At 61.9% G+C, this 23,381-nt stretch carries 20 protein-coding genes and 1 tRNA gene; 12 read left to right on the forward strand and 9 right to left on the reverse strand.

The features are described 5' to 3' along the window. The first annotated feature begins 208 nt into the window (after positions 1-208). The 8 genes from CGS49_RS07510 (at position 209) to CGS49_RS07550 (ending at position 7,888) form a co-directional block, all read left to right on the forward strand. The gene (locus CGS49_RS07510) at positions 209-1,108 is read left to right on the forward strand and encodes an HAD hydrolase family protein (RefSeq protein WP_097801247.1); all 900 of its coding nucleotides are present in this window, start codon (positions 209-211) and stop codon (positions 1,106-1,108) included. Continuing rightward, on the forward strand, positions 1,098-1,586 hold the full coding sequence (locus CGS49_RS07515; protein WP_097801248.1) for a DNA-deoxyinosine glycosylase: 489 nt from the start codon (positions 1,098-1,100) through the stop codon (positions 1,584-1,586). Before CGS49_RS07510 ends, CGS49_RS07515 begins: the two co-directional genes overlap by 11 nt. Before the next feature lie 99 nt (positions 1,587-1,685). Beyond that, on the forward strand, positions 1,686-2,315 hold the full coding sequence (locus tag CGS49_RS07520; RefSeq protein WP_097801249.1) for a 5-bromo-4-chloroindolyl phosphate hydrolysis family protein: 630 nt from the start codon (positions 1,686-1,688) through the stop codon (positions 2,313-2,315). Between the two features lie 112 nt (positions 2,316-2,427). Then, positions 2,428-3,582: a toxic anion resistance protein gene (locus tag CGS49_RS07525; RefSeq protein WP_097801250.1), complete on the forward strand. Its 1,155-nt coding sequence runs from the start codon at positions 2,428-2,430 to the stop codon at positions 3,580-3,582. Position 3,583: 1 nt separating this feature from the next. After that, positions 3,584-4,345, forward strand: coding sequence for a LemA (locus CGS49_RS07530; RefSeq protein ID WP_097801251.1), 762 nt, complete (start codon positions 3,584-3,586; stop codon positions 4,343-4,345). After that, positions 4,342-5,370, forward strand: coding sequence for a TPM domain-containing protein (locus CGS49_RS07535; protein WP_097801252.1), 1,029 nt, complete (start codon positions 4,342-4,344; stop codon positions 5,368-5,370). Before CGS49_RS07530 ends, CGS49_RS07535 begins: the two co-directional genes overlap by 4 nt. A 765-nt stretch (positions 5,371-6,135) precedes the next feature. Next, a complete protein-coding gene (gene ilvA / locus CGS49_RS07545; RefSeq protein ID WP_097801254.1) occupies positions 6,136-7,341 on the forward strand; it encodes a threonine ammonia-lyase in 1,206 nt (401 codons plus the stop codon). Between the two features lie 172 nt (positions 7,342-7,513). Further along, positions 7,514-7,888: a RidA family protein gene (locus tag CGS49_RS07550; RefSeq protein ID WP_097801255.1), complete on the forward strand. Its 375-nt coding sequence runs from the start codon at positions 7,514-7,516 to the stop codon at positions 7,886-7,888. Positions 7,889-8,106: 218 nt separating this feature from the next. Here CGS49_RS07550 and CGS49_RS07555 read toward each other — a convergent pair. Further along, positions 8,107-8,179, reverse strand: a tRNA-Pro gene (locus tag CGS49_RS07555). Positions 8,180-8,319: 140 nt separating this feature from the next. Beyond that, entirely contained in the window at positions 8,320-9,204 is an 885-nt protein-coding gene (locus tag CGS49_RS07560) for a YitT family protein (RefSeq protein ID WP_097801256.1), read from the reverse strand. A 250-nt stretch (positions 9,205-9,454) separates the two neighbouring features. Here CGS49_RS07560 and CGS49_RS07565 point away from each other — a divergent pair, with 250 nt between their 5' ends. From CGS49_RS07565 to CGS49_RS07575, 3 genes are all read left to right on the forward strand, one after another. Then, on the forward strand, positions 9,455-11,113 hold the full coding sequence (locus CGS49_RS07565) for a glutamine--tRNA ligase/YqeY domain fusion protein (protein ID WP_097801257.1): 1,659 nt from the start codon (positions 9,455-9,457) through the stop codon (positions 11,111-11,113). Positions 11,114-11,143: 30 nt separating this feature from the next. Next, complete coding sequence (locus CGS49_RS07570; protein WP_097801258.1) at positions 11,144-11,533, forward strand: FMN-binding protein; 390 nt, start codon at positions 11,144-11,146, stop codon at positions 11,531-11,533. Positions 11,534-11,654: 121 nt separating this feature from the next. Next, entirely contained in the window at positions 11,655-13,106 is a 1,452-nt protein-coding gene (locus tag CGS49_RS07575) for an aminoacyl-histidine dipeptidase (RefSeq protein WP_097801259.1), read from the forward strand. 46 nt (positions 13,107-13,152) lie between these two features. Here CGS49_RS07575 and CGS49_RS07580 read toward each other — a convergent pair whose 3' ends face one another. After that, the gene (locus CGS49_RS07580) at positions 13,153-14,247 is read right to left on the reverse strand and encodes a dipeptide epimerase (protein ID WP_097801260.1); all 1,095 of its coding nucleotides are present in this window, start codon (positions 14,245-14,247) and stop codon (positions 13,153-13,155) included. 129 nt (positions 14,248-14,376) lie between these two features. Between CGS49_RS07580 and CGS49_RS07585 the strand changes: the two genes are divergently transcribed. Beyond that, positions 14,377-15,540: a DUF819 family protein gene (locus tag CGS49_RS07585; RefSeq protein WP_097801261.1), complete on the forward strand. Its 1,164-nt coding sequence runs from the start codon at positions 14,377-14,379 to the stop codon at positions 15,538-15,540. A 73-nt stretch (positions 15,541-15,613) separates the two neighbouring features. Here the strand turns inward: CGS49_RS07585 and CGS49_RS07590 are convergent, their stop codons facing one another. The 6 genes from CGS49_RS07590 to CGS49_RS07615 all read right to left on the reverse strand — a co-directional run bounded on the left by CGS49_RS07590 (position 15,614) and on the right by CGS49_RS07615 (position 23,377). Beyond that, complete coding sequence (locus tag CGS49_RS07590) at positions 15,614-16,933, reverse strand: M18 family aminopeptidase (RefSeq protein ID WP_097801262.1); 1,320 nt, start codon at positions 16,931-16,933, stop codon at positions 15,614-15,616. A 92-nt stretch (positions 16,934-17,025) separates the two neighbouring features. Next, positions 17,026-18,471 carry an APC family permease gene (locus CGS49_RS07595; protein WP_097801263.1) on the reverse strand — a complete coding sequence of 482 codons (1,446 nt, stop codon included), beginning with the start codon at positions 18,469-18,471 and terminating at the stop codon, positions 17,026-17,028. A 214-nt stretch (positions 18,472-18,685) separates the two neighbouring features. After that, a complete protein-coding gene (locus CGS49_RS07600) occupies positions 18,686-19,348 on the reverse strand; it encodes a GntR family transcriptional regulator (RefSeq protein ID WP_097801264.1) in 663 nt (220 codons plus the stop codon). A 140-nt stretch (positions 19,349-19,488) separates the two neighbouring features. Continuing rightward, on the reverse strand, positions 19,489-21,450 hold the full coding sequence (locus tag CGS49_RS07605; RefSeq protein ID WP_143405834.1) for an alpha-galactosidase: 1,962 nt from the start codon (positions 21,448-21,450) through the stop codon (positions 19,489-19,491). 79 nt (positions 21,451-21,529) lie between these two features. Further along, a complete protein-coding gene (locus CGS49_RS07610) occupies positions 21,530-22,192 on the reverse strand; it encodes a DUF624 domain-containing protein (protein WP_097801266.1) in 663 nt (220 codons plus the stop codon). 24 nt (positions 22,193-22,216) lie between these two features. Then, complete coding sequence (locus CGS49_RS07615) at positions 22,217-23,377, reverse strand: glycoside hydrolase family 130 protein (protein WP_097801267.1); 1,161 nt, start codon at positions 23,375-23,377, stop codon at positions 22,217-22,219. Between the last annotated feature and the right edge of the window lie 4 nt (positions 23,378-23,381).

Genomic DNA, 23,381 nt, shown 5'->3' on the forward strand with positions numbered 1-23,381 from the left:
TTTTATTCTTGCAAAAATAGAGCAGACTGCGGTCTGCTCTGTTTTTGCGTTTTCACACGAAAGGGCCGCAGCGGAAAGCGGCTTCATGGTCCCAAACAAGGCTGTTGCATAAAATTCTGTGCAATGGCCTTATTTTTATGTCCAAATGCACCCCAATTTTTAAAAAGTATGGTATACTGGTACAAAACCAGTTCCATAGGAGAAAAGAATGCAATACAAGATTCTGGCAAGCGATTATGACAACACGCTGGTGCCTTTTGGCGAGGGCAAGCCGCGGCAGAAGGTGGTAAAGGCCGTGAAAAAGCTGCAGGCGGCAGGCGGCAAGTTCGTGCTGAGCACCGGCCGCGCCTTCCCCAGCGTGAACCTCAAGGGCCAGCTGGGCGGCATCCGGTTCGACTACGCCATCACCTGCAACGGTGCCTGCGTGGTGGACCGCGAGGGCCGCATCGTGGCCGAGCACCCGCTCACCGCCGAGGAGATGTACGCGCTGGTGGATTTCTGCGAGGACTACAACTACCCGCTGCAGTTCAACTTCCGCGATGCCTGCTATGCCTACTGCGAGTACGAATACCTGCATGAGGGCTACCGGCAGATGAACAGCACCGGGCTGGACTGTGTGGACGGCGAAGACCAGGACCGCCACCTCATCGACATGCCCCACGCGGCCTTTGCGGCCATCCCGCCGGAGCGGGTGGCGGACTTCAACGCAAAATACGGCCACTTGGGCCTGCACTGGATGATGGTGGGTGCGCAGAACGCCGACGGCTACTGTTACTACGACATCGTGCGCGGCGGCATGGACAAGGGCGTGGGCCTTGCCGACCTGTGCGAGCAGCTGGGCCTGACCCTGGCTGAAGCCGTGGCGGCGGGTGACTCCGCCAACGACATCGGGATGCTGAAGGCCGCCGGGCTCAGTGTCTGCATGGCCAACGGCACCGAGGACGCCAAGGCTGCTGCCGACCGCATCATCGGCGATGTGCGGGAGGACGGCCTGGCAGACCTCATCGAGGAGCTCTGGTTCGGCGGCCCCAAGGCGGTGCCCTCCGGCCGCGACCTGGGCTTGGCCTGGGGCAAGATCGAAAGCGCAGGCAGCGGCAATGAGTTTTGAGCCGGTGTACAACGCCCACAGCCGGGCACTGATCCTGGGCACCTGGCCCAGCCCCAAAAGCCGGGAGATGGCCTTTTACTACGGCCACCCGCAGAACCGCTTCTGGCCTATGCTGGCGGCGCTGACCGGCGAGCCGGTGCCCGTCCGGGAAGACATTGAAGCGAAAAAGCTGATCATCCTGCGCCACGGGCTGGCGCTCTGGGATACGCTGGAAAGCTGCACCATCACCGGCGCTTCGGATGCTTCCATCAAGGACGTGGTGCCCAACGACATCGCGGCCCTGCTGGCAAAAGCCCCCATCGAAGCGGTGTTCTGCAACGGGGCCACGGCATACCGCATCTATACAAAGTATCTGCAGCCGGTGTCCGGCATCGCTGCCATTAAACTGCCCAGCACCAGCCCCGCCAACGCGGCCTGCCGCCCGGAAAAGCTGCGGGAAGTCTGGGCCGAAGCGCTGGGGCCGTGGATTTCCAAATGATTGCGAAGCTGTAAATTATCCGTGAAGCCCTTGCGTTTTTGGCAAAGGGCGGTATTATGGATAGCATAAGGGGTATCTTCCCCGGATAAGGAGAAAAACATGAGCAAGACGATCCGCACCCGGAAGCCAAGCGTCCTGCCGTTCTACGCGATGGCGCTGGTCTTTCTGGTATTGTGCGCGGTGCTGCCGGTGTATAAGCTGTGGGCGCTGCTGGTGGCGCTGGGCGGGGCCCTGGTGGCCTTTGGCGCGGCGCAGAAGGTCTGCCCGCCCCGGGTGGTGGAGCACGAGGTGCCCTTCCACACCGGTGTGGAGGATGTGGACCAGATGCTGGCCGACATGCAAAAGCAGCTGGACACCCTGCACGCGCTGAACGAAGCTTTGCCGGAGCCGCAGCTGTCCGCTGCCATGACCCGCATGGAAAAGGCGGGCCGCTCCATCGTGGAAGCGGTGGAAGCAAACCCCGAAAAGGCAAAGCAGGTGCGCCGGTTCGCAAACTACTACCTGCCGGACGCGGTGAATGTGCTGCAGCAGTACGCCAAGCTGGCAAAGCAGGGGGTGCGCGGTGAGAACGCCGCCGCCATCCGCGCCGAGGTGGAGCACAACGCGGCCTCCATCGCCACGGCGTTTGAAAACCAGCTGGATGCCCTGTATGCCGCCGAGAGCATGGACCTTTCTGCCGACATCACCGTGCTGCAGAACATGCTCAAAGGGCAGGGACTGAGTAAATGAGAATGCGCCCTCTCAGGCCGCTTCGCGTCCAGCTCTCCCAGAGGGAGAGCCGAGAAAGGCCGCGGCGAGGGCGGGGACGCTAACGACCGCATTGGAAAGGAAGGAATCACTTATGGCAGACAACAACTTCAACTTTGACCTCGACGCACCCGCAGTGCCCACCCTGACGCTGGACCCGACCCCGGCGGCAGAGGAAGCAAAGCCCGCGCCTGCCCCCCAGCAGGCCGCACCGGAACAGCAGGTGAACCTGACCCCGGAGGAACAGGCCATGGTGGACCAGTTCGCCGAGAAGATCGACATCACCAACAGCCAGCAGGTGCTGCAGTACGGCTCGGCCTGCCAGAAGAAGATCGGCGATTTCTCCGAAGCGGCCCTTTCCAAGGTGGCCACCAAAGACCTGGGCGAAGTGGGCGACATGATCACCGGCCTGATCGGCGAGCTGAAAAGCTTTGATGCCAATGAGGAGCAGCAGAAGGGCATCATGGGCTTCTTCAAAAAGAAGACGAACCAGCTGGATGCCCTCAAGACCAAGTACGACAAGGCCGAGACCAATGTGGAGAAGATCCAGTCCATGCTGGAAGGCCATCAGGTCCAGCTGCTGAAGGACATCGCCATGCTGGATAAGATGTACGAGCTGAACATGGCCTACTTCAAGGAGCTGAGCATGTACATCCTGGCCGGCAAGAAAAAGCTGGCCGATGTGCGTGCCAACGAGCTGCAGCAGGCCATGGACAAGGCCAAGGCTTCCGGCCTGCCGGAAGACGCGCAGGCCGCCCGCGACCTGGCCGACCAGTGCGAGCGCTTTGAAAAGAAGCTCTACGATCTGGAGCTCACCCGCAACATCAGCCTGCAGATGGGCCCGCAGATCCGCCTGCTGCAGAACAACGACACCATGATGGCCGAGAAGATCCAGTCCACAATCGTGAACACCATTCCCCTGTGGAAGAACCAGATGGTGCTGGCGCTGGGTCTGGCCCACAGCCAGCAGGCCATGCAGGCCGAGCGTGCCGTCACCGACATGACCAACGACCTGCTCAAGAAGAACGCTGAGGCCCTCAAGATGGGCACCATCGAGACCGCCAAGGAAAGCCAGCGCGGCGTGGTGGACATCGAGACCCTGCAGCAGACCAACAAGAGCCTGATCGAGACGCTGGACGAGCTGAACAAGATCCAGAACGAGGGCCGCGCAAAGCGCGCTGCTGCCGAGCAGGAGCTGAACCGCATCGAAGACGAACTGAAGGCAAAAATGATGGAGATCCGGAGCTGAGATGGCAAACGCAGATTTTTCTCACAGCACAAACCAGACGAACCCCGGCGGCTTTGACAGCGGCAGCTACCGCGAACAGGCCCAGCCGGAGCAGACCGTGCAGCTGACGCCTTTGCAGCAGAAGCTGGCCGGGCTGGAAGCAAAGCTGCCCGGTGCACTTTCCACCCGGGCGGCGGCGCTGGCATTGAGCGTGGTGGTGATGCTGGCGGCCTTCGTGGGCTTTGGCGGCGCAAAGCTGCGTAGCAAATACAACGCGGCAAGCCAGTGGTTCACCGTGGGCGTGGCCGCCGACAACGGCTACAACCTGAGTGAAGAACTGACCACCCGCATGAACACGGCGGCCAACGTGATCACGACCGCCGGCAACACGCTGGGTGCGGACAGCACCGAGGTGCAGGATGCACAGACCGCCCTGAGCGATTTTACCGCCTGCCTTGAAGCCGTGCAGAACGGCGGCAGGAGCCAGAACCTTACCTCACTGCCCTACTATCAGGGCAGCACGATGCACGCGCTCTACCAGGCCAACGAAGCCCTGGGGGCTATGATCGACCAGCTCTATGCCAAGCTGCAGGAGCAGGCCGAGAACCCCATGAAGATGGGCGCGGTGCAGGGCCAGTACGGCCAGTTCAACAGTGCAGGCACCATCATCGGCAGCCTGCAGTACAACACGGCAGTCTATGACTACCAGAATGAAGTCGGCGGCTTCCCGGCCAGTGTGCTGGGCGGTCTCGTCGGCGTGAAGGAGGTCGAACCCTTCGCATGAAACAGTTTGCAAAACGCATCAGCGCCCTTGTGCTCGTTTTCGTGCTGAGCCTGGCGGCGCTGGCCCCGGCGGCATCCGCTGCCGCCAGCCTGCCCGCCCTGCCCAGCGGCCAGTGTGTCGTGGACGACGCGGGTGTGCTGAGCAGTTCCACCGTGCAGGCCATCACGGACCTGAACGCCCAGCTGGAATCCAGCTGCAATGGTGCCCAGATCGGCGTCCTGACGGTAGATTATACGGGCAATTATTCCACTGAGGATTATGCAACGGAGGCGTTCAACACCTGGGGCATCGACTCGGCGTCGGAGAACAACGGCGTGCTGATCCTGCTGGTGATGGAATCGCCCCTGTATGACGACGGTGACTACTATGTGACCTACGGCGACGGCTTCCGCAACACCACGCTGGAAAGCCAGGCCAGCGCCATTGCCCAGACCATGGAGGACGATTTTGTCCGCAAGGACTACGACAGCGCCGTGGTCACCTGCGCCAACAACGTGGCGGAGACCATCGCGGAGATCTACGGCGTCAGCCTGTCCGGCGGCAGCTACAACGATGGCTACTATGACGGCGGTTACGCAGAGCCTGTGGATGAGCCCACGACCTTCGGGGATGTGGTGCTGGGCATCGTGATGCTGTTCATCACCCTGCTGCTCCTGCTCATCATCGTGACGGCGGTGCTGCGCATCTTCGTGGCACCCATCGGCTATGCAATGGGCTTCCGGCGCGGGTTCTTTGCCTGGGGTGCACCGCATTATCACCGGCCGACCCCGCCGCCGCCTCCGGGCCCCGGCCCTGGCATGGGCGGCCCGCGCCCGCCGCGCAATGACCGCCCCCGCGGCGGCAGCAGCAACCGGCGCCCGCCCCGTCCCCCGCAGGGCGGCAGCTTTGGCGGCGGCTCTTTCGGCGGAAGCAGCTTCGGCGGTTCCCGCGGTGGTGGCAGTTTCGGCGGCGGCAGCTTTGGCGGCGGCTTCGGTGGCATGGGCGGCGGCGGAAGCCATGGCGGCGGCGGTGGCCGCGGCCGCTGAGCAGTCCTTTATAACTTGAGCAGAAAGCGAGGGTTCGGATATGGAAGCGTTGATCGTGATCCTTGTGGTCGTGGTGCTGGTGCTCATTCTGATGCCCCGCGGCCCGCGCGGACCCCGCCCGCCCCATGGCCCGGATGACTTCGGCGGGCCCGGCGGCCCCTACGGCGGCGGCTTTTATGGCGGCTGGGGCAGGCCCCGGCGTCCGCGCCCGCCGCGCCGCCCGCCTTATGGCGGCGGCTTTGGTCCCGGCCCGGGCGGCCCTGGCATGGGCGGCCCGCGTCCTCCGCGCGGCGGTATGGGTGGTCGCCCCGGTGGAATGGGCGGCAGACCCGGCGGTGGTATGGGTGGACGCTCCGGCGGCTTCGGCGGCATGGGCGGCGGCAGAAGCCATGGCGGCGGTGGTGGCCGCGGCCGCTGATCGACCCGAAAACCTGAGAGGGAGAAACCTGTGTGCAACGGTGCACAGGGCTTCTCCCTCTTTTTTGTTCCTTTTATCGTGAAAGGAATTCATTTGACAAAACAACTTTGCTAATCTATACTGAGAACCATGCAATTGCCATGAAAAATGAAGCCGATCCGCAAGAGGGCATATGCCGGAAAGGAGCCCTCTCGCCGGTGCCGTCCGCCTGACGGCGGCGCAGCCCCGGAGCTCTCCCAAAGGGAGAGCCAAGAAACCCTCTCGCCGGTGCCGTCCGCCTGACGGCGGCGCAGCCCCGGAGCTCTCCCAAAGGGAGAGCCAAGAATCAATATAAAGGATGTATCACCATGCTGACTCTGGATAAGATCTACCACGCCGCCTTTGTGCTGAAGGACGTTGCCCGCAAGACTGACCTCATCGAGGCACCCAAGCTCTCGAAGGACTGCCAGCTCTACCTGAAAACCGAGAACCTGCAGGCCACCGGCAGCTTCAAGGTGCGCGGCGCTTACTATAAGATCAGCCAGCTTTCCCCGGAGGAGAGCGCCAAGGGCGTCATTGCCTGCTCGGCGGGCAACCACGCGCAGGGCGTGGCGCTGGCAGCCACCCGGCGCGGCATCAAGAGCATCGTCTGCATGCCGGACGGTGCGCCCATCATGAAGGTGGAGAACACCAAGAATCTGGGCGCGGAGGTCTGTCTCGTGCCCGGCACCTACGACGACGCCCACGACAAGGCCGTGGAGCTGCAGGAAGAAACCGGCATGACCTTCATCCATCCCTACGACGATGAGCTGGTCATCGCAGGCCAGGGCACCATCGGCCTGGAAATTCTGGACCAGCTGCCCGATCTGGATGCGGTCATCGTGCCGGTGGGCGGCGGCGGCCTGATCTCTGGCGTGGCCTTTGCCATCAAGAGCCTGCGCCCGGAGGTGAAGGTCTACGGCGTGCAGGCCGAGGGCGCACCCAGCATGTACCGCAGCCTGCACGAGCACAAATACCAGACCCTGAAGGCTGCTTCCACCTTTGCGGACGGCATCCAGGTCAAGACCCCCGGTGAGCTGACCTACCAGATCTGTGAGCAGTATGTGGACGACATCGTCACCGTCACCGAGGACGAGACGGCCGCCGCCATCCTCTCGCTGATGGAAAACCAGAAGCTGGTGGCCGAGGGTGCCGGTGCGGTGCCGGTGGCAGCTGCCCTGTTCCACAAGCTGCCCATCGAAGGCAAGAAGGTGGTGTGTGTCGTCTCCGGCGGCAACATCGACGTGAACATCCTGAACCGCGTCATCACCCGTGGTCTGGTCATGAGCGGCCGCAAGGCGAACATGACCATCGCACTGGAGGACAAGCCCGGCCAGCTGAAGAAGGTGGCCGAGATCGTCTCCCGCTGCGGCAGCAACGTGGTGTCGGTGCAGCACGACGGCTCCGACCCCAACATGCCCATTTCCAGCTGCTTCCTCAAGCTCACCCTCGAGACCCGCGACGCGGCCCAGATCGAGCAGATCCGCACTGAGCTCACCAAAGAGGGCTTCCAGCTGGTGAGCGAGAGAGTGTAATGTCAACACAAGGGCGGTGAGCCGGAAGCTTCCCCCTCGGACACGAGTCGGGCCATTCCATCGCCCGCCCTATCGCCTGACGGCGACAGGGTCCCACCCCAGCGGACGGTCCTCGGAGAAACTTCCAGCCCGCCGCCCAGATAAGTGCATCATTCGATAAAGGAGAATTGTTATGAAAGTCGTTTCTACGTCCAACGCACCCGCCGCCATCGGCCCCTACAGCCAGGCACTGGACCTGGGCAGCATGGTGTTTGTCTCCGGACAGATCCCCGTGGACCCCGCCACCGGCACCATGGCTGACACCGTGGAGGAGCAGGCCGCCCAGAGCCTTGCAAACCTCAAGGCCATTCTGGCCGAAGCGGGCCTGACCATGGCAAATGTGGTCAAGACGGTCATCTTCCTGGCCGACATCAACGACTTTGCTGCGGTGAACGCTGTGTATGCCAAGGCATTCACGGAACCGTTCCCGGCCCGCAGCTGCGTGCAGGTGGCCGCTATCCCCAAGGGCGCAAAGCTCGAGATCGAGTGCATCGCCGTGCGGGAGTAACACATTGTATAAGCCTTCCCCCGAGGGAAAATCCTATACACAAAAGAGGCTGTGCCATTGGCACAGCCTCTTTTGCATGTATGAGGAAGAAAGAAAATGGCGTTTTACGGAGGAATTTTCCGATTTTGCGTGCATTCCACAGCACGCTGACGGCCCGGCGGGCAAGAAAAAATCCTGCATCCGGGCAGCGGCGGTCCGAACACAGGATCACAAAAATATCGGAGTGGCGAGACTTGAACTCGCGGCCTCCTGCTCCCAAAGCAGGCGCGCTACCAACTGCGCAACACCCCGGCATCCGGCGGCACGGCTGCACCGCCGAGGTATAGTATATCGTTTTTTGGGCCGTTCGTCAATAGCGGTGAGCTTCTGTCCGCAGGACGAAAACAGAAAAGAGCAGGCCCTGATCGGCCTGCCTTTCGCTGGAAGACGCGTTAGTTGAAGGAGCGGAAGCCCTTGCCGATGATCTCGCTGGAATTGACGATGGTGATGAAGCTCTTGGGGTCGTGCTCCCGCAGGAAGTTGCGCAGCTGCAGCGCCTGACGGCGGGTCAGCACCGTGACCAGCACGCTCAGCTCGTGGTGGGTGTAGGCACCGTAGGCCTTTTCCACGGTGGCAGAGCGGTTCATATCGTGGATGATAAAGTCCAGAATGGGCTGGGGGTTGGCCGTCATGATGGTGCACACCTTGCGCAGGCGGATGTTTTCAATGGCACCGTCCACCACGAAGCTCTTGCCCATCAGGCCCAGGATGCAGTAAAGGCCGGTGCCCATGCCGAACCGCCAGGCCGCCGCCAGCACGATGAGGATATCGCTCACCATCAGGGCCTTGCCGATTTCCATCGAGGTATATTTTGCCAGAATGAGGGCCACAATATCGGTGCCGCCGGTGGATGCGCCGATGTCGAACACGATGGCTGCACCCAAAGCGGGCAGGAACACCGCGAACACCAGGTCCAGCATGGCATCGCCGCTCATGGACAGGTTCGAGGGGTAGAGCCACTCGCAGACAGAGACGAAGAAGGACAGCGCAAAGGAGGAGTAGATGGTCCAGCCCATGCACTTGACGCCCAGAAAGATGAAGCCCAGCACCACCAGCGCCAGGTTGATGATCCACATGAAGCCGCCCACGTTGATCTTCGGGAACAGGTCTGCCAGCAGGATGGACAGGCCCGAGGTGCCGCCGAAGGCGAAGTGGTTGGGATTTTTAAAGTAGACGATGCCGACCGCCGTCAGGATCAGGCCGAGGTTCAGCTCGGCGAAAAAATTTAAATTCTTCAGCAGATTTTCCCTGCTGAATGCTTCTTTTAAACCGTTCATGGGTTTCCTCCTATTCTAAATACGGCAAAACATGCCGTATGCCCTGCAAAAATATACTCTCCTTTCACCCTTGTGTCAAGGGATAGGGTAAAAGTTGTAGAAATTGGGCAATTCGCAGCAAAATTCCACGCAAAAATGCGCATTTGCCCCACAATTTGAATCGTTCATCTTGAAGCAGAACAAAAATTAGTGTATTATATACTATTATGGAATATATGGGCACGCTGTGCCCTTGACAGGGGGAAAACTCATGGCAGATAAAAACTTTCTGACCGACATCATCGACGCCGATCTGGCCGAAGGCAAGATCAGCGAGATCCATACCCGCTTCCCGCCCGAGCCCAACGGCTACCTGCACATCGGCAGCGCCAAGGCCATCTACATCAACTGGTCCATTGCCAACCAGTACGGCGGCAAGTTCAACCTGCGTCTGGACGACACCAACCCCGCCCGCGAAGGCGAGGAGTACGTCAACAGCATCATCGAAGACCTGCACTGGCTGGGTGCCGACCCCAACGGCGGCATCTTCTACGGCAGCGACTACTTCGACAAGTGCTACGAGTACGCCGAGAAGCTCATCAAAGAGGGCAAGGCTTATGTGGACGACCTGACCCGTGACGAGATGCGCGAGTACCGCGGCGCGGACGCCGGCAAGCCCAGCCGCCCCTCTCCGTGGCGCGACCGCACCCCGGAGGAGAACCTCGACCTGTTCCGCCGGATGCGTGCCGGTGAGTTCCAGGAGGGTGAAAAGACCCTGCGCGCCAAGATCGACCTGGCCAGCCCCAACATGAACATGCGCGACCCGGCCATCTACCGCATCAAATACGCCGAGCATCACCGTCAGGGCAACAAGTGGTGCATCTACCCGATGTACGACTTCGCCCACCCCATTCAGGACGCCATCGAGGGCATCACCCACAGCATGTGCAGCCTGGAGTTCGAGAACCACCGCCCGCTGTACAACTGGGTCATCGAGAACATCTTCGGCACCGCCTTCCCCAAGCAGCGCGAGTTCGCCCGCCTGAACATGACCAACACCGTCATGAGCAAGCGCTACCTGCGTGAGCTGGTGGAGATGGGCATCGTGGACGGCTGGGATGATCCCCGCATGCCCACCCTGTGCGGCCTGCGCCGCCGCGGCTACACCCCCACCTCCATCTTCACCTTCGTGCGGGAGGCCGGTATCTCCAAGTCCGATAACCTCATCGACATGCGCCAGCTGGAAGCCTGCATCCGCAGCGAGCTGGACCTGACCGCCCAGCGCCGCATCGCCGTGCTGGAGCCCGTGAAGCTGATCGTGGACAACTACCCGGCCGACAAGACCGAGTACTTTGATGTGGCCAACAACCCCAACCGCGAAGCAAACGACACCACCACCCGCAAGGTGGCCTTTACCAAAGAGCTCTGGATCGAGAGCGAGGACTTTGCCGAGGTCCCGCCTCCGAAGTTCAAGCGCCTGACCGTGGGCGGCGAAGTCCGCCTGATGGGTGCCTACATCGTCAAGTGCGAGGGCGTGGAGAAGAACGCCGACGGCAGCATTGCCGCCATCCACTGCACCGCTGACCTTGAGACCGGCAACGGCAACCCTGCCGACGGCCGCAAGGTGAAGGGCACCATCCACTGGGTGAGCGCCGCCCATGCCGTAGACGCCGAGGTGCGCCTGTACGACAAGCTGTTCACCGAGGCCAACATGAACGCCATCCCGGACGGCAGCGACTACAAGGACTACCTGAACCCGGAGAGCGTCGTTGTGCGCAAGGGCTGCAAGCTGGAAGAAAGCCTGAAGGACGCAAAGCCCGGCGAGAAGTTCCAGTTCGTGCGCACCGGCTTCTTCACCCCGGACTCCAAGAACCCGGGCGTGTATAACCGTGTGGTGACCCTGCGCGACAGCTTCAAGCCCGCGAAGTAAGCAGTTTTTTGAAAAGGAGCCGTTGAGTTCATGAAACGCAGACTGACAAGAAATGCGATCCTGATGGCCATTGTGACCCTCATTATGGGCATCGGCCTGAGTTTGTATATCGCCAGCACCGGCACGGTGCCCGCAGCGGACAACGCCGCCAGCTACACCGACGGCACCTACACTGCCAGCGCCCATGGCTGCCTGAGCGATGTGGCCGTCACCGTGACCATCACCGGCGGCAAGGTGACGGATGTGGACATCGACGCTTCCGGCGAGACGCCGGAGCTGGGCGGCAACGCGGCGGCAGCGCTGGCAGAGCAGCTGACGGAGGCTGGTACCACCACCGGCGTGGACGCCGTGGCAGGGGCCACCATGACCAGCGATGCTGTCTTTACCGCCATGGACGACTGCCTGAGCCAGGCACAGTAAGCGCACAAAGATCCCTTCGGGCCTTTTCCCGGAGGGATTTTTCTGTTGTGCCGGACGGTGTCATCTGCTAAAATAGAAACTGGAAAGTATTTTTACACTGAACCAAAGGAGAGGGAACATTATGAGCGCATTGACCGGACTGGAACCGGCATCGGTTTTTCATTATTTTGAGGCGATCTGCGGCATCCCGCACACCTCCCACCACGAGAAGGCCCTGAGCGACTACTGCGCGGATTTCGCGAAGGAGCACGGCCTTGCCTGCCGCCAGGACGAGATGGGCAACCTGCTCATCAAGGCCCCGGCCACCCCGGGCTACGAGAACGAGCCTGCCCTGATCTTGCAGGGCCATCTGGACATGGTGGGCGACAAGACCGCCGACTGCAAGCTGGACCTCGAAAAGGACGCCATCCGCCCCGTGGTGGACGGCGGCTATGTGCACGCCGAGGGCACCACGCTGGGCGGCGATGACGGCATTGCCGTGGCCTATGCGCTGGCTGTGCTGGACGCCGACGACATCCCCCACCCGGCGCTGGAAGTGGTGCTGACCGTCTGCGAGGAAGTGGGCCTGCTGGGCGCTTCCGCCATGGACTTTTCTGACCTCGCGGGCCGCCTGCTCATCAACATCGACTCGGAGGAGGAGGGCGTGCTGACCGCAGGCTGCGCCGGCGGCCGCCGCATCGAGTGCCACTTGCCCGCTGCCCGGGCGGCCGTGACCGGCACTGCTGTGAAGGCGGATATCGTGGGCCTTGTGGGCGGCCACTCCGGCACCGAGATCCACAAGGGCCGGGCCAACGCCATCGCCCTGCTGGGCCGCTGGCTGACCCTGCTGGAAGACCACGGCGTGCAGTACGCTGTGCTGGCCCTCTCCGGCGGTGCGAAGGAGAACGTCATCCCGAAGGAGAGCAGCGTCACGCTGGTGCTGCCCGCAGGCATCACCGAAGCCGTGCATGCCGCCGCGGCCGACTTTGCGGCCCAGATGCAGGCCGAATACGGCACGGCAGACCCCGCCATCCGCCTGCAGCTCACCGAACAGGGCTGCAGCGAGTACAGCGCGCTGGATGCCGATTCCACCCAGCGGCTGCGCAAGGCCCTGCTGCTGATGCCCTGGGGCGTGCAGGCCATGAGCATGGACGTGCCGGGCCTTGTGGAGACCTCGCTGAATCTGGGCGTGGCGGAGCTGGGCGACGCCGAAGCCATTCTGCGCTTCTCCGTGCGCAGCTCGGTGCCCTCGGCCAAGGAACTGCTGGCCCGCAAGGTACAGACCCTGACCGAGCTGCTGGGCGGCAGCGTGCGGTTCCACGGCGACTACCCGGCCTGGACCTACGCCCGCGAGAGCGCCCTGCGGGACCGCTGCGTGGCCGTCTATGAAGCGCAGTACGGCGCAAAGCCGCAGATCGTGGCGCTGCACGCAGGCCTTGAGTGCGGCATCCTCTCGGGCAAGATCGACGGGCTGGACTGCATCTCCTTTGGCCCGAACCTGCTCAACGTCCACACCCCCAACGAGCGCGCCGACATCGCTTCGGTGGCCCGGGTGTGGGAGTACCTGAAGGCGATTCTGGCGTATAAAGAGTAATAGCAACAAAAAGAAGGGCTGCCGCAGCAGCCCTTCTTTTTGTTGCTTAGATATAACGGATCTTGCCCGGCTCAATGCCCTTGATGCCGAGACCCGGCTCGTCGGAGACGGTGATGTCCTTTTCGTTGAATACGGCACCGCCGAGGATGGGGTCCTCGCTGCACAGCACGGGGCCGTCCAGATCGACACGGGTGATGATCTGCTTTGCACAGGCCAGATGCACGGCCGCGTTCACGCTGATCTTGGCTTCCAGCATGCAGCCGATCATGCATTCCACGCCATAGACCTCAGCGGCAGAGGCAATCTTGAGGGCGTTGTACAGGCCGCCGCACTTCATCAGCTTGATGTTCACGAGGTCGGCTGCGCCCATCTGCATGATGGTCAGGGCGTCCTGCGGGGAGAACACGCTCTCGTCGGCCAGCACCGGCACATAGGAGCGCTCGGTGACGTACTTCAGGCCGTCGAAGTCGTGGGCCTTGACCGGCTGCTCCACGAACTCGATGTCCAGGCCCTTCTCCTGCATCCCGTTCAGGATGCGCACGGCTTCCTTCGGGGTCCAGCCCTGATTCGCGTCGATGCGGATGCAGGTCTCCTTGGGCACGGCGGCGCGGATGGCGCTCAGGCGGGCGATGTCCTTTTCCGGCTCCTTGCCCACCTTGACCTTCAGGCAGTCGTAGCCGCGGTCGATGGCGTTCAGGGCGTCGCGCACCATCTCCTCGGGGTCGTTCACGCTGATGGTGATGTCGGTGACGATGGACTTCTTCGCGCCGCCCATCAGCTTGTAGACCGGGATCTTATACAGCTGGCCATACAGGTCCCACAGGGCCATATCCACGGCAGCCTTGGCGCTGGTGTTCTTCTGGATGCAGCCGTTCAGCGCGATCATCAGGTCTTCGAACTCATCCACGTCGCGGCCGACGATGGTCTTGGCGATGTGGTCGCGGATGGCACCGATGATAGCACCGGTGGTGTCGCCGGTGATAACGCCGGTGGGAGGTGCCTCACCGTAGCCCACCGCACCGGTGTCGGTGTGGATCTCAACGATCACATCCTCCACGCTGCTGACCGAACGCAGGGCCGTTTTGAACGGCACACGCAGCGGCACCGAGATCAGGCCGAGACGCACTTCTGTGATTTTCATAGAAAACCTACCCCTTTCGATAAAAAATATTGCCAAATTATGAAATCCATGGTAACATTGTATACGAAGTTGTCAATCTTGTAAAGACAATTGTCCGCAATTTCACACAAAAGAAAGGGGATCGGGTCCATGATCACAAACGGTTTCACCTACATCGCGGTGCTGGTGTTCATTGCCGCACTGCTGGTGTGGCTGCAGCGCTACACAAAGTCGAAGTTTTTTGACTATGCGCCGCCCATCGTTCTGCTCTACCTCATCACCATGATCCTGTGCACGCTGGGTGCATGGGACATGGAAGCCACCAAACCGGCTTATTCGGTGCTGAAGAACAATCTGCTTTACACCATGATCTTCCTGATGCTGCTGCGCTGCGACATCCGCAAGATCATCAAGCTGGGCCCCAAGATGCTGGGCGGCTTCTTTGCCGCTTCCTTCTCCATCGCGGTGGGCTTCATTGCCACCTTCGCCATCATGAAGGGCTTCCTGGGCTCTGAGGCCTGGAAGGCTCTGGGTGCGCTGTGCGGCAGCTGGATGGGCGGTTCCGGCAACATGATCGCCGTGCAGGCTGCTCTGGACATCGGCGAGGGCGACATGGCGTACGCGCTGGTCGTGGACTCCATCGACTATTCGATCTGGGTCATGTTCCTGCTGTGGGCCATCAATCTGGCACCCAAGTTCAACAAGTGGGCCAAGGCCGACACCACCACGCTGGATGAAGTGTCCCGCCGTCTGGAAGAGGACGCAAAGGCCAACGAGGACAAGGCCAGCTTTGTCAACCTGATCTTCCTGCTGGGTCTGGCTCTGGTGATCTCTGCCTTCGGTCAGGACATCGGCGCAGCGCTGAACGGCGCAATGCCCTTCCTGGACAAGGCCACCTGGACCGTCCTGCTCATCACGCTGGCCGGTCTGATCGGCGCCGTCACTCCCGTGGGCCGCATGGCAGGCAGCACCGAGCTTTCCAACCTGCTGCTCTACTCGGTCGTGGCGCTGCTGGCCTCCCGCGCAAGCTTCCTGGAGCTGACCGACGCGCCCGCATGGATCCTGGCCGGCTTCATGATCCTGGCCATCCACGGCATCATCCTGGTGCTGCTGGCTAAGATCTTCCACCTCGACATGTTCACCTGCGGCGTGGCTTCGCTGGCAAACATCGGCGGCTCTGCTTCCGCTCCCATTCTGGCCGGTGCCTACAGCGGCGCACTGGTCCCCGTTGGCGTTCTGATGGCCCTGATGGGCTACGTCATCGGCACGGCAGGCGGCCTGATCACTGCAAACATCATGTCGCTGCTGGCATAAGCGTTCCCGCAACCAATACTGCAAAAAAGACCGGACACCGCAGGGTGCCCGGTCTTTTGCTGTCGATAGGGGGTCAGGCCTTGTGCACGGCCAGGGTGCCGAAGCCGGTCTCCTCGAAGTGGCTGCTGTAGAACTCCTTCATCAGCCGGATGAGAGAGATGGTGTCCTTGGCACCGGCGGTCTCGTAACAGGAGTGCATGGCCAGCTGCGGCAGGCCGATGTCCACGCAGTTCATGGACACCTGCGCCATGGCCAGGTTGCCCAGGGTGCTGCCGCCCGCCTTATCGGAACGGTTGGCGAAGTACTGCAGGGGCACCCCGGCGCGGGCGGCCAGCTCCTTGGCAACGGCCATGCTCATGCCGTCGCTGGTGTACTTCTGGCCCGCATGGACCTTGACCACAACGCCCTCGTTCATGTAGGTGCAGTTGTTGGCGTCGGTGTGCTCCGGGTGGTTCGGGTGCACGGCGTGGGCGTTGTCGGCGCTGAACATGAAGCTGGATGCCACCGCGCGGTGGAAGTCCTCGTCGCTGGGGCAGACGTTCTGCGCGATGCGGTGCAGCACGTCGTACAGGAAGGTGGAAGCCGCACCCTGCTTGGTGCCGGAGCCCACTTCCTCGTTATCAAAGAAGGCGGCCACGTTGACGGATTCGGCGCTGCGGCCCTGCAGCAGGCCCTTCAGGATGCCGAACACGCACTGCTGGTCGTCCAGGCGGCCGGAGGAGATGAACTCCTCGTTGCAGCCCCAGACGGTGGCCTTCTCGCGGATGCAAAGGAACAGGTCGCTGCCCAGGATCTGGTCTTCGGCCACGTTCAGCTCGGCGGCGATGAGCTTTTTCAGCACGCCTTCCTCGGCGGCACCGCCCAGCAGGGGCAGCATGTCGATCTGCTTGTTGAAGGAGGCCTTGTCGTTCACCTCGCGGTTCATATGGATGGCCACGCTTGGGATGAGCAGCAGGTCGCGGTCCAGTGCCACCAGACGGGAGGTGATGGCGTCGCCGTCCTTCACCAGCACGCGGCCGGCCACGGACAGCGGGCGGTCCAGCCAGGTGGAGCAGATCATGCCGCCGTAGCCCTCGGTATTCAGGCGGGTGTACTTCTGGCCCATGTGAAGTTCTGCGTTCTCCTTGATGCGGAAGCAGGGGGAATCCGTGTGGGCAGCGGCCACGTTGAAGCTGTAGCGCTCAAGCCGGGTGCCCATGCGGAAGGCGATGATGCTGGAGCCGTTGCGGCAGACGAAATAGTCCCTGCCGGGCTCCAGCTGCCACTTGCCGCTTTCCAGCAGCTCGGAGAAGCCCGCCTTCAGCAGGATCTCCCGGACGGATGCGGTGGTGTGGTAGGCGGTGGGGTTGCCGTCGATGAAGGAAAGCAGCTCCCTGACTTCGGTCTCGATCATAAATGTGAACCTCCGATCGGTGATCTCAGAAAAGGCCGGTCGAAATCAGAAGATTTGACCGGCCCGTTCAAGTACTTTTGATTGATCTTATTTTACTTCTGCTGCTCGCGCTTTGCAATAGCCGGCAGGATGAAGCCCAGAACCGTCAGCACCACGGGGGTGATGACGTTCAGCGCAAAGGTGAAGGGGTCCTTGTCGTACATGCCCATCACGCAGCAGATGGCCGTGACGGCAAAGCACCAGACGCCGAAGAACTTGGCGACCTTCTGGTTCTTCACGAAGCGGTACTCGGCGGGGATGGTGTCATAGGCGTTGCGCAGGGCAACGTAGGCCACGAACACCCACAGGTAACGCATGGGCATACAGACAGAGTTCAGCTTGGTCAGCTGGCGCAGCACAGCGGCAGCGCCGGGCACGAAGGACTGCACCAGAATGATGGAACCGGACAGCACGGCCACCATCTTGATGCCGTTGCTGTGCACGCCGTGGGCGTTGACCTTGTGCAGGCCCTGCGGGATGAACTGCTGGGTGTGCTCGTTGTCCAACAGCATACGCAGCGGGGCGTCGATGCTGAGGATCAGCACGGCGAACTGGCTGATGACATTGCACAGGGCATAGATGATCATGAACAGGTCGCCGACGTGGTAATACTGGCCCAGCTTCTGGAAGGCCCAGTAGGAACTGTTGGCGGCGTAGGCGTTAAAGCTCTCGGTGCTTTCATTGATGACAGCGGGGTCGAACATGCGGCTCATGGCCAGCGTGCCCAGAACGGCGCAGACCACCACCATGCCGGCCAGTGCGATCATGCCCTTGGGGAAGCCCTTGCTGGGGTTCTCGACCTTGTTGACGTAGGGGGAAATTTTCTCGCAGCCGCCCACAGCGAACACCAGAATGGACAGCGAGGTGAAGTAGGTGACGTTGAAGTTCGGGATGAGGCTGCTGAAGCTCAGGTTCGCGTGCACATATTCGGCGGTGGGGTTGATGGCCGGGGCGGCAAACATCATCACGATGTACAGCAGCGACATGATAAAGGTGCAGGTGCCGGCGGCGGTGAGCAGCTTTTTCAGCGGGTTCAGGCCCAGGCTGGCGATGTAGCAGCCCAGCAGCAGGATGCCGAAGGTGGCCAGCTGGATGTACAGGGTGGGGAAGGAGTCGTAGGTCTCCGCGTTGCGGAAGACGGCCCAGCTCAGCGCCTTGAGGAAGCCGCTGCCCTTGCTGGCGATGTAGGTGATGTGGCAGGCCCAGTAGGTCCAGCCGGCGTAGTAAGCAAGCTTTGCGTTGGTGGTCTGGTGCAGCCAGGAGCTGACGCCGCCGCCCTCGTTTTTGAAGGCAGAGCCCAGCTCACCCACCATCAGGGCATAGGGGATGAAGTAGAGCGCGAACATCAGGATCCAGCTGAAGATGACCTGCGGGCCGTTGAAGTAGACAAAGCCGTTGGTGATGTTGCCAAAGCCCCACACGGTGGAAAAGGCCATGAACGCAAGGACCGGCCAGCTGATCTTGGTGGTTTCGGCTGCTTTTTGGGTAGATGTTGACATGCGGATAATCCTCTCTTTCTTTTCCGGCTGCCGCAAAAGCGGGCCGGAAGTCCTCCGCCAAAAGCGATGCGTCTGGCCAAAGAACGACAGATTTCGATCGTTTACCGGTATAGTATAGCACAATTGTAGATTGTAGACAATCTGCAATTTAAATAAAATAACCGCCCAGTATTTAGGCGGTTGTCTGAATTTCAGGGCCGGTGCCGCGCCGGGCTCAGCGGGCGGCGGTGCTCTTTTCCGCTTCACGGAGTGCTTCCAGCGGCTTCATGTAGTGGTCGTAGACGGCCTGACAGGCGGCCTCGGTGTCGCGGGAGGCAAGGGCATGGTAAAGCTCGGTGTGGATCACGTTCTGCCGCACCGCCAGATCGCCGTGGTAAGGGCCGCTTTTCACCCCGGCAATGAGACTGCCGTAGTTCAGGTCATCCCAGAATTTCAGCAGCCGGGGCAGTCCGGCCCGCTGCACGATGATGCGGTGGAAGCGGTTGTCGTTCTCCACGATGGCCAGAAGGTCCCCGGAGGGAACTTGCAGCATCTCGTCCAGAAGGCCGCGCATGGCGGCAAGGTCTTCCGCCGGGAACTGGCAGTCGAACTGCCGCAGGGCGGTCATTTCCAGATTGGCCCGCAGCAGATAAATTTCGTAGGCGTCCTCAATGGTGATCTTTTTGACCGAGCAGCCCACATTGCGGGAATACTCGATCAGGCCCTCCTGTTCCAGCTGGCGCAGTGCTTCCCGGATGGGCGCGCGGCTGGAGCCGAACTCCTCGGCCAGCTTTTGTTCGGTGAGCTTGCAGCCGGGCTGCAGCCCGCCGGTCAATATTTTTTCCCGGATGGCGGAGGTGATGCTTTCCCGCAGCGTGTGAAAGGTGAATTCGCTCATGATAATGTTCCCCTCTAAAAATTTCCCATACCATAGAATACCATGAAATACGGGAAAAGAAAAGCGAAAATCTTTTCAGAGCAGCGGGGCTTTGTGTTCCTGCGTTCAACTCTGGCGGGGGAGAAACGGTACCCCGGCGGTCACACCAGCGCTTTCCAGAGGGTGCGGGTGCGGCTGTTGGGGCTGGCAATGCCGTGGGCCCCGCTCAGGGCATCGCCCACCGCAAACACAGCGGCTTCGCTGCCGTCCTTGGCGGCGATCATCCATGCAGCGCCCAGACCGTTGGGTTCCGGGTCCACCAAGCGGTGCAGTTCGCCGCCGCGCAGCAGGGCACCGTGCTTGCGGTACCACGCCACATAGGGGCGCAGGGCGGCCAGTTCTTCCTCGGTGTACTTTGTCAGGTCCAGCTCAAAGCCGAAGGTGCCGGTCAGGGCCGCTGCCATGCGGGCTTCCGGGGTGGAGATGTGGCCGGTGCAGTGGTTCGGCACCGTGGAGAAGTGGGCCCCCATCACGCAGCCGGGGTAGAACAGGCTGGTGCCGTACTGGATGACCAGGCGGCTGCGGGCGTCGGTGTTGTCGCTGCACCAAATTTGGGGGCTGTAGTAGAGCATGCCGCAGTCAAAGCGGGCACCGCCGCCCGCGCAGTTTTCCAGCAGCAGGCCGGGGTACTTTTCGGTCAGGCGGCGCTGCAGCTCGTATACGCCCATTACATAGCGGTGGTACACTTCACCCTGCCGTTTGGCCGGGAGCTTTGCGTTATAGACATGCGCCAGCGAGCGGTTCATGTCCCACTTGAGGTACTTGAGCGGGCAGCTTTCCAGAATGGTGTCCAGCTGCTGCCAGATGCCGTCCACTACCTCCGGGCGGCTGAAGTCCAGCGTGTACTGCTGGCGGATCTCCAGCGGTGTGCGGCCCGGGATGGCAAAGGCCCAGTCGGGGTGGGCACGGTAGAGGTCGGAGTTTGGGCTGATGGCTTCCGGCTCCACCCACAGGCCCATCTCGAGGCCCAGCAGGTTGAGCTTTTTGCACAGGCCGGGCAGGCCGTCCGGCAGTTTGCGGGTGTCGGCCACCCAGTCGCCCAAGCTGGACGAAGTATCGTTGCGGCCCTTGAACCAGCCGTCATCCAGCACAAACAGGTCGATGTCTGCCTGTTTGGCGGCCTGCGCCAGCTCCAGCAGCTTCTTTTCGTCAAAATCAAAGTAGCAGGCTTCCCAGCTGTTGATGAGCACTGGGCGGGGGGCCGTCATATCCTGCCAGCGCGGCGGCAGCAGCCGGGTGCGGATGGCGTTGTGGAAGCGGCGGCTCATTTCGCCCAGACCCTGATCGGAGTAGACCATAGCGGCTTCCGGTGCGGTGAAGCTCTCGCCGGGGGCCAGTGTCCAGTGGAAGTGATACGGGTGGATGCCCATGACCAGCCGTTCACCGGCGTCAGCACGTTCTACCTCAATGAGGTAGTTGCCGCTGTAGACGAAGGCAAAGCCCCAGGCTTCGCCGGTGGTCTCGGTGGTGTCGGCATGGCACAGGGCCACGGCGGGGTTATGGGCATGGCCCGGGATGCCCCGCATGCTGCCGATGCTCTGGATGCCGCACCGCAGAGGTGCACGCTCCGGGGTACGCTCTGCCGCCCATGTGCCGTTGAGGGTAATAAGCTCCAGCGCGTCCGGCGTAAAGTCGAGGGAAAGGGAAGCGGCTTTGTGCAGCGTGAGCGGCTCCGCGCCCGTGTTGGTGTAGACCACCGTGCGGGTGATGAGGTCCTCGGTTTCGTATACGGTGTAGCGTACCTCAGCGGAAAGGCCGCCTGCGTCCTTGAGGAAAACGGAAAGGGTTTCGACGCCATTGCCGTCACGGAACATGGGCAGGCCGGGCAGCTGGGGTTTGCCGACATGAGCTTCTGCACGGTCGAATACAAACGCCGCCGCCTCGGTGCCGTCGGCATATTCGAGCACCACTGCCGGGGTGCGGTTGTCCGCCGTGCCGCTGCCGGAAAGTTCCTGCGGCAGCAGGTCCGGCCAGCAGCCGGGGTCACTGTGGGGGACTCGGCCGTCGGCCAGCGCCGGGGCATTATCCGGCAGGCGGGGACCGTAATAGGTGTGCAGCAGCACTCCCTCCGGGCCCACGGCCAGCTGGTAGCTGGTGTGGGCGGTGTGCAGGGTAAAACGGTTTCAGAACGGACGATCATGCTCAGAACTCCTCCGGGTCAGTTTCTTCTTCTTTGCGGCCTGCTTTTTCCAGCTTGGCGAAGGCGGGGCGCATCAGGGCCGCCATGCCCAGCGCCGAACCGGAACCGCCGATGAGCAGCGCGAGCGGGGCCAGATACACGAACCACGCCGGGGCGGCCTTTGCCAGCAGCGGCAGCCACGCCAGAAAGGCGAGGATGCCCACACTGGACAAGAGATTTGCCAGCGTCATGCGCCCGCCGTCGGCCAGGGCGCTGAGTGCTTTCGGATAGCTGAACCGGGCCAGCAGGGCAAAGTCCCAGCTGCCGCAGCAGCCCACCACCAGCAAAAGCAGGAAGGACGCGGCCGCAAGGACGCCGTTGGACGCAGTATCCTGCGCCGTGGCGATCTGCAGGCCGCGGAAACCGGCCAGACCGCCGAGCAGGACCACCAGCCAGAGGGCGGTGCTTTGTTTGAAGTCTCGTTTGAACGCCTTGAAAAAGTCGGTGCGCACCGTGTAGTCCTCCCTGGCGGCCAGCTTGTTCACCACGGTGAACAGCCCCAGCGTGGACGCGCCTGCCGTCACCACAGGGATGCAGCACACGAGCCACAGGACGTTGGCGAACACAAGGTCGCCGATCTTGCCCATCAGGAGGAAAAACGGGGCATCGGTGTTTGTCTTTTTCATGGCGGTTCCTTTCACATCGGGGCGTTACTCCCCGATGCTTTTGAGATATTCGAGATTTTTGTCGATGAGCTCGCACCGCTGCTTCACGCAGTCTACACTGCGCAGCGGGTCGGCCGGAGTGTTGAAGGCGAAGTCCAGCAGCTTCTCGATGGTGGTGGAAGCCACATGCAGGCGGGTGTCGCTGGATGCATAATAAATATACACACTGCCGTCCTCGTCGGCAATGGCACCGTTGGTGAACACCACGTTGGAAACATCACCCACGCGCTCCCAGTCGCGGGGTGCGATCAGGAACCCGGCGGGTTCGGCAATGACCTTGGCGGGATCGTCCAGGGCGGTGACGAACACATAAATGACATACCGCAGACCGGCGGCGGTGTTGCGCACGCCGTGGGCGATGTGCAGCCAGCCCTTTTCGGTCTTGATGGGGGTGGCACCTTCGCCGTTCTTGGCCTCGGTGATGGTGTGGTAGCGGCGGGGGCTGGTGATGATCTCCTCGTCGATGACGGCATGGGTGATGTCGTCGCACAGGCCAAAGCCTACGCCGCCGCCGGAACCGGTGTCGATGAAGTCATCCATGGGGCGGGTGTAGAAGGCGTACTTGCCGTTCACGAACTCGGGCAGCAGGTCCACGTTGCGCTGCTGGGGGCTGCGCTTGGTGACAAGGTTCGGCAGGCGCTCCCAGGTCTTGAGGTCCTTGGTGCGCACGATGCCGGCCGCGGCCACGGCGGCGGACAGGTCGTTGACGGTGGTGTCCTTGCTCTCGGAGCAGAACACGCCGTAGATCCAGCCGTCCTCGTGCTGGGTCAGGCGCATATCATAGACGTTGGTCTCCTCCGGGCAGGTGCCCGGCAGCAGGATGGGCTTTTCCCAGAAGTGGAAGCCCTCCACGGGGCTGTCGCTCTCGGCCACGCCGAAAAAGCTCTTGCGGTCGTTGCCCTCGATGCGGGCCACAAGGTAATACTTGCCGTTCAGCTTGATGGCACCGGAGTTGAACACGGCGTTCACGCCCAAACGCTCCATAAAGTGGGGGTTGTTTTCCGGGTTCAGATCGAATCGCCACGAAAGGGAAATGCTCTCACGGGTCAGCACCGGGTTTTCCCACCGGTCGTAGATGCCGTTGTAGAAATCGGTCTTTTTGTTTTTGCGGGCGAGGTAGGCGTCCTGCAAAGCCTTCTGGCGCAGGTAT

This window comes from Faecalibacterium langellae, from assembly GCF_002549775.1.
GTDB classification, from domain to species: domain Bacteria; phylum Bacillota; class Clostridia; order Oscillospirales; family Ruminococcaceae; genus Faecalibacterium; species Faecalibacterium langellae.

Bases quoted from the DNA above. Each gene is read 5' to 3' on its own strand.
- CGS49_RS07515 (WP_097801248.1), top strand. From the start codon at position 1,098: ATGAGTTTTGAGCCGGTGTACAACGCCCACAGCCGGGCACTGATCCTG.
- CGS49_RS07510 (WP_097801247.1), top strand. From the start codon at position 209: ATGCAATACAAGATTCTGGCAAGCGATTATGACAACACGCTGGTGCCT.
- CGS49_RS07600 (WP_097801264.1), bottom strand. From the start codon at position 19,348: ATGAGCGAATTCACCTTTCACACGCTGCGGGAAAGCATCACCTCCGCC.
- CGS49_RS07580 (WP_097801260.1), bottom strand. From the start codon at position 14,247: ATGAAAATCACAGAAGTGCGTCTCGGCCTGATCTCGGTGCCGCTGCGT.
- CGS49_RS07560 (WP_097801256.1), bottom strand. From the start codon at position 9,204: ATGAACGGTTTAAAAGAAGCATTCAGCAGGGAAAATCTGCTGAAGAAT.
- ilvA (WP_097801254.1), top strand. From the start codon at position 6,136: ATGCTGACTCTGGATAAGATCTACCACGCCGCCTTTGTGCTGAAGGAC.
- CGS49_RS07595 (WP_097801263.1), bottom strand. From the start codon at position 18,471: ATGTCAACATCTACCCAAAAAGCAGCCGAAACCACCAAGATCAGCTGG.
- CGS49_RS07535 (WP_097801252.1), top strand. From the start codon at position 4,342: ATGAAACAGTTTGCAAAACGCATCAGCGCCCTTGTGCTCGTTTTCGTG.
- CGS49_RS07590 (WP_097801262.1), bottom strand. From the start codon at position 16,933: ATGATCGAGACCGAAGTCAGGGAGCTGCTTTCCTTCATCGACGGCAAC.
- CGS49_RS07575 (WP_097801259.1), top strand. From the start codon at position 11,655: ATGAGCGCATTGACCGGACTGGAACCGGCATCGGTTTTTCATTATTTT.
- CGS49_RS07565 (WP_097801257.1), top strand. From the start codon at position 9,455: ATGGCAGATAAAAACTTTCTGACCGACATCATCGACGCCGATCTGGCC.
- CGS49_RS07570 (WP_097801258.1), top strand. From the start codon at position 11,144: ATGAAACGCAGACTGACAAGAAATGCGATCCTGATGGCCATTGTGACC.
- CGS49_RS07550 (WP_097801255.1), top strand. From the start codon at position 7,514: ATGAAAGTCGTTTCTACGTCCAACGCACCCGCCGCCATCGGCCCCTAC.
- CGS49_RS07525 (WP_097801250.1), top strand. From the start codon at position 2,428: ATGGCAGACAACAACTTCAACTTTGACCTCGACGCACCCGCAGTGCCC.
- CGS49_RS07610 (WP_097801266.1), bottom strand. From the start codon at position 22,192: ATGAAAAAGACAAACACCGATGCCCCGTTTTTCCTCCTGATGGGCAAG.
- CGS49_RS07530 (WP_097801251.1), top strand. From the start codon at position 3,584: ATGGCAAACGCAGATTTTTCTCACAGCACAAACCAGACGAACCCCGGC.
- CGS49_RS07585 (WP_097801261.1), top strand. From the start codon at position 14,377: ATGATCACAAACGGTTTCACCTACATCGCGGTGCTGGTGTTCATTGCC.
- CGS49_RS07520 (WP_097801249.1), top strand. From the start codon at position 1,686: ATGAGCAAGACGATCCGCACCCGGAAGCCAAGCGTCCTGCCGTTCTAC.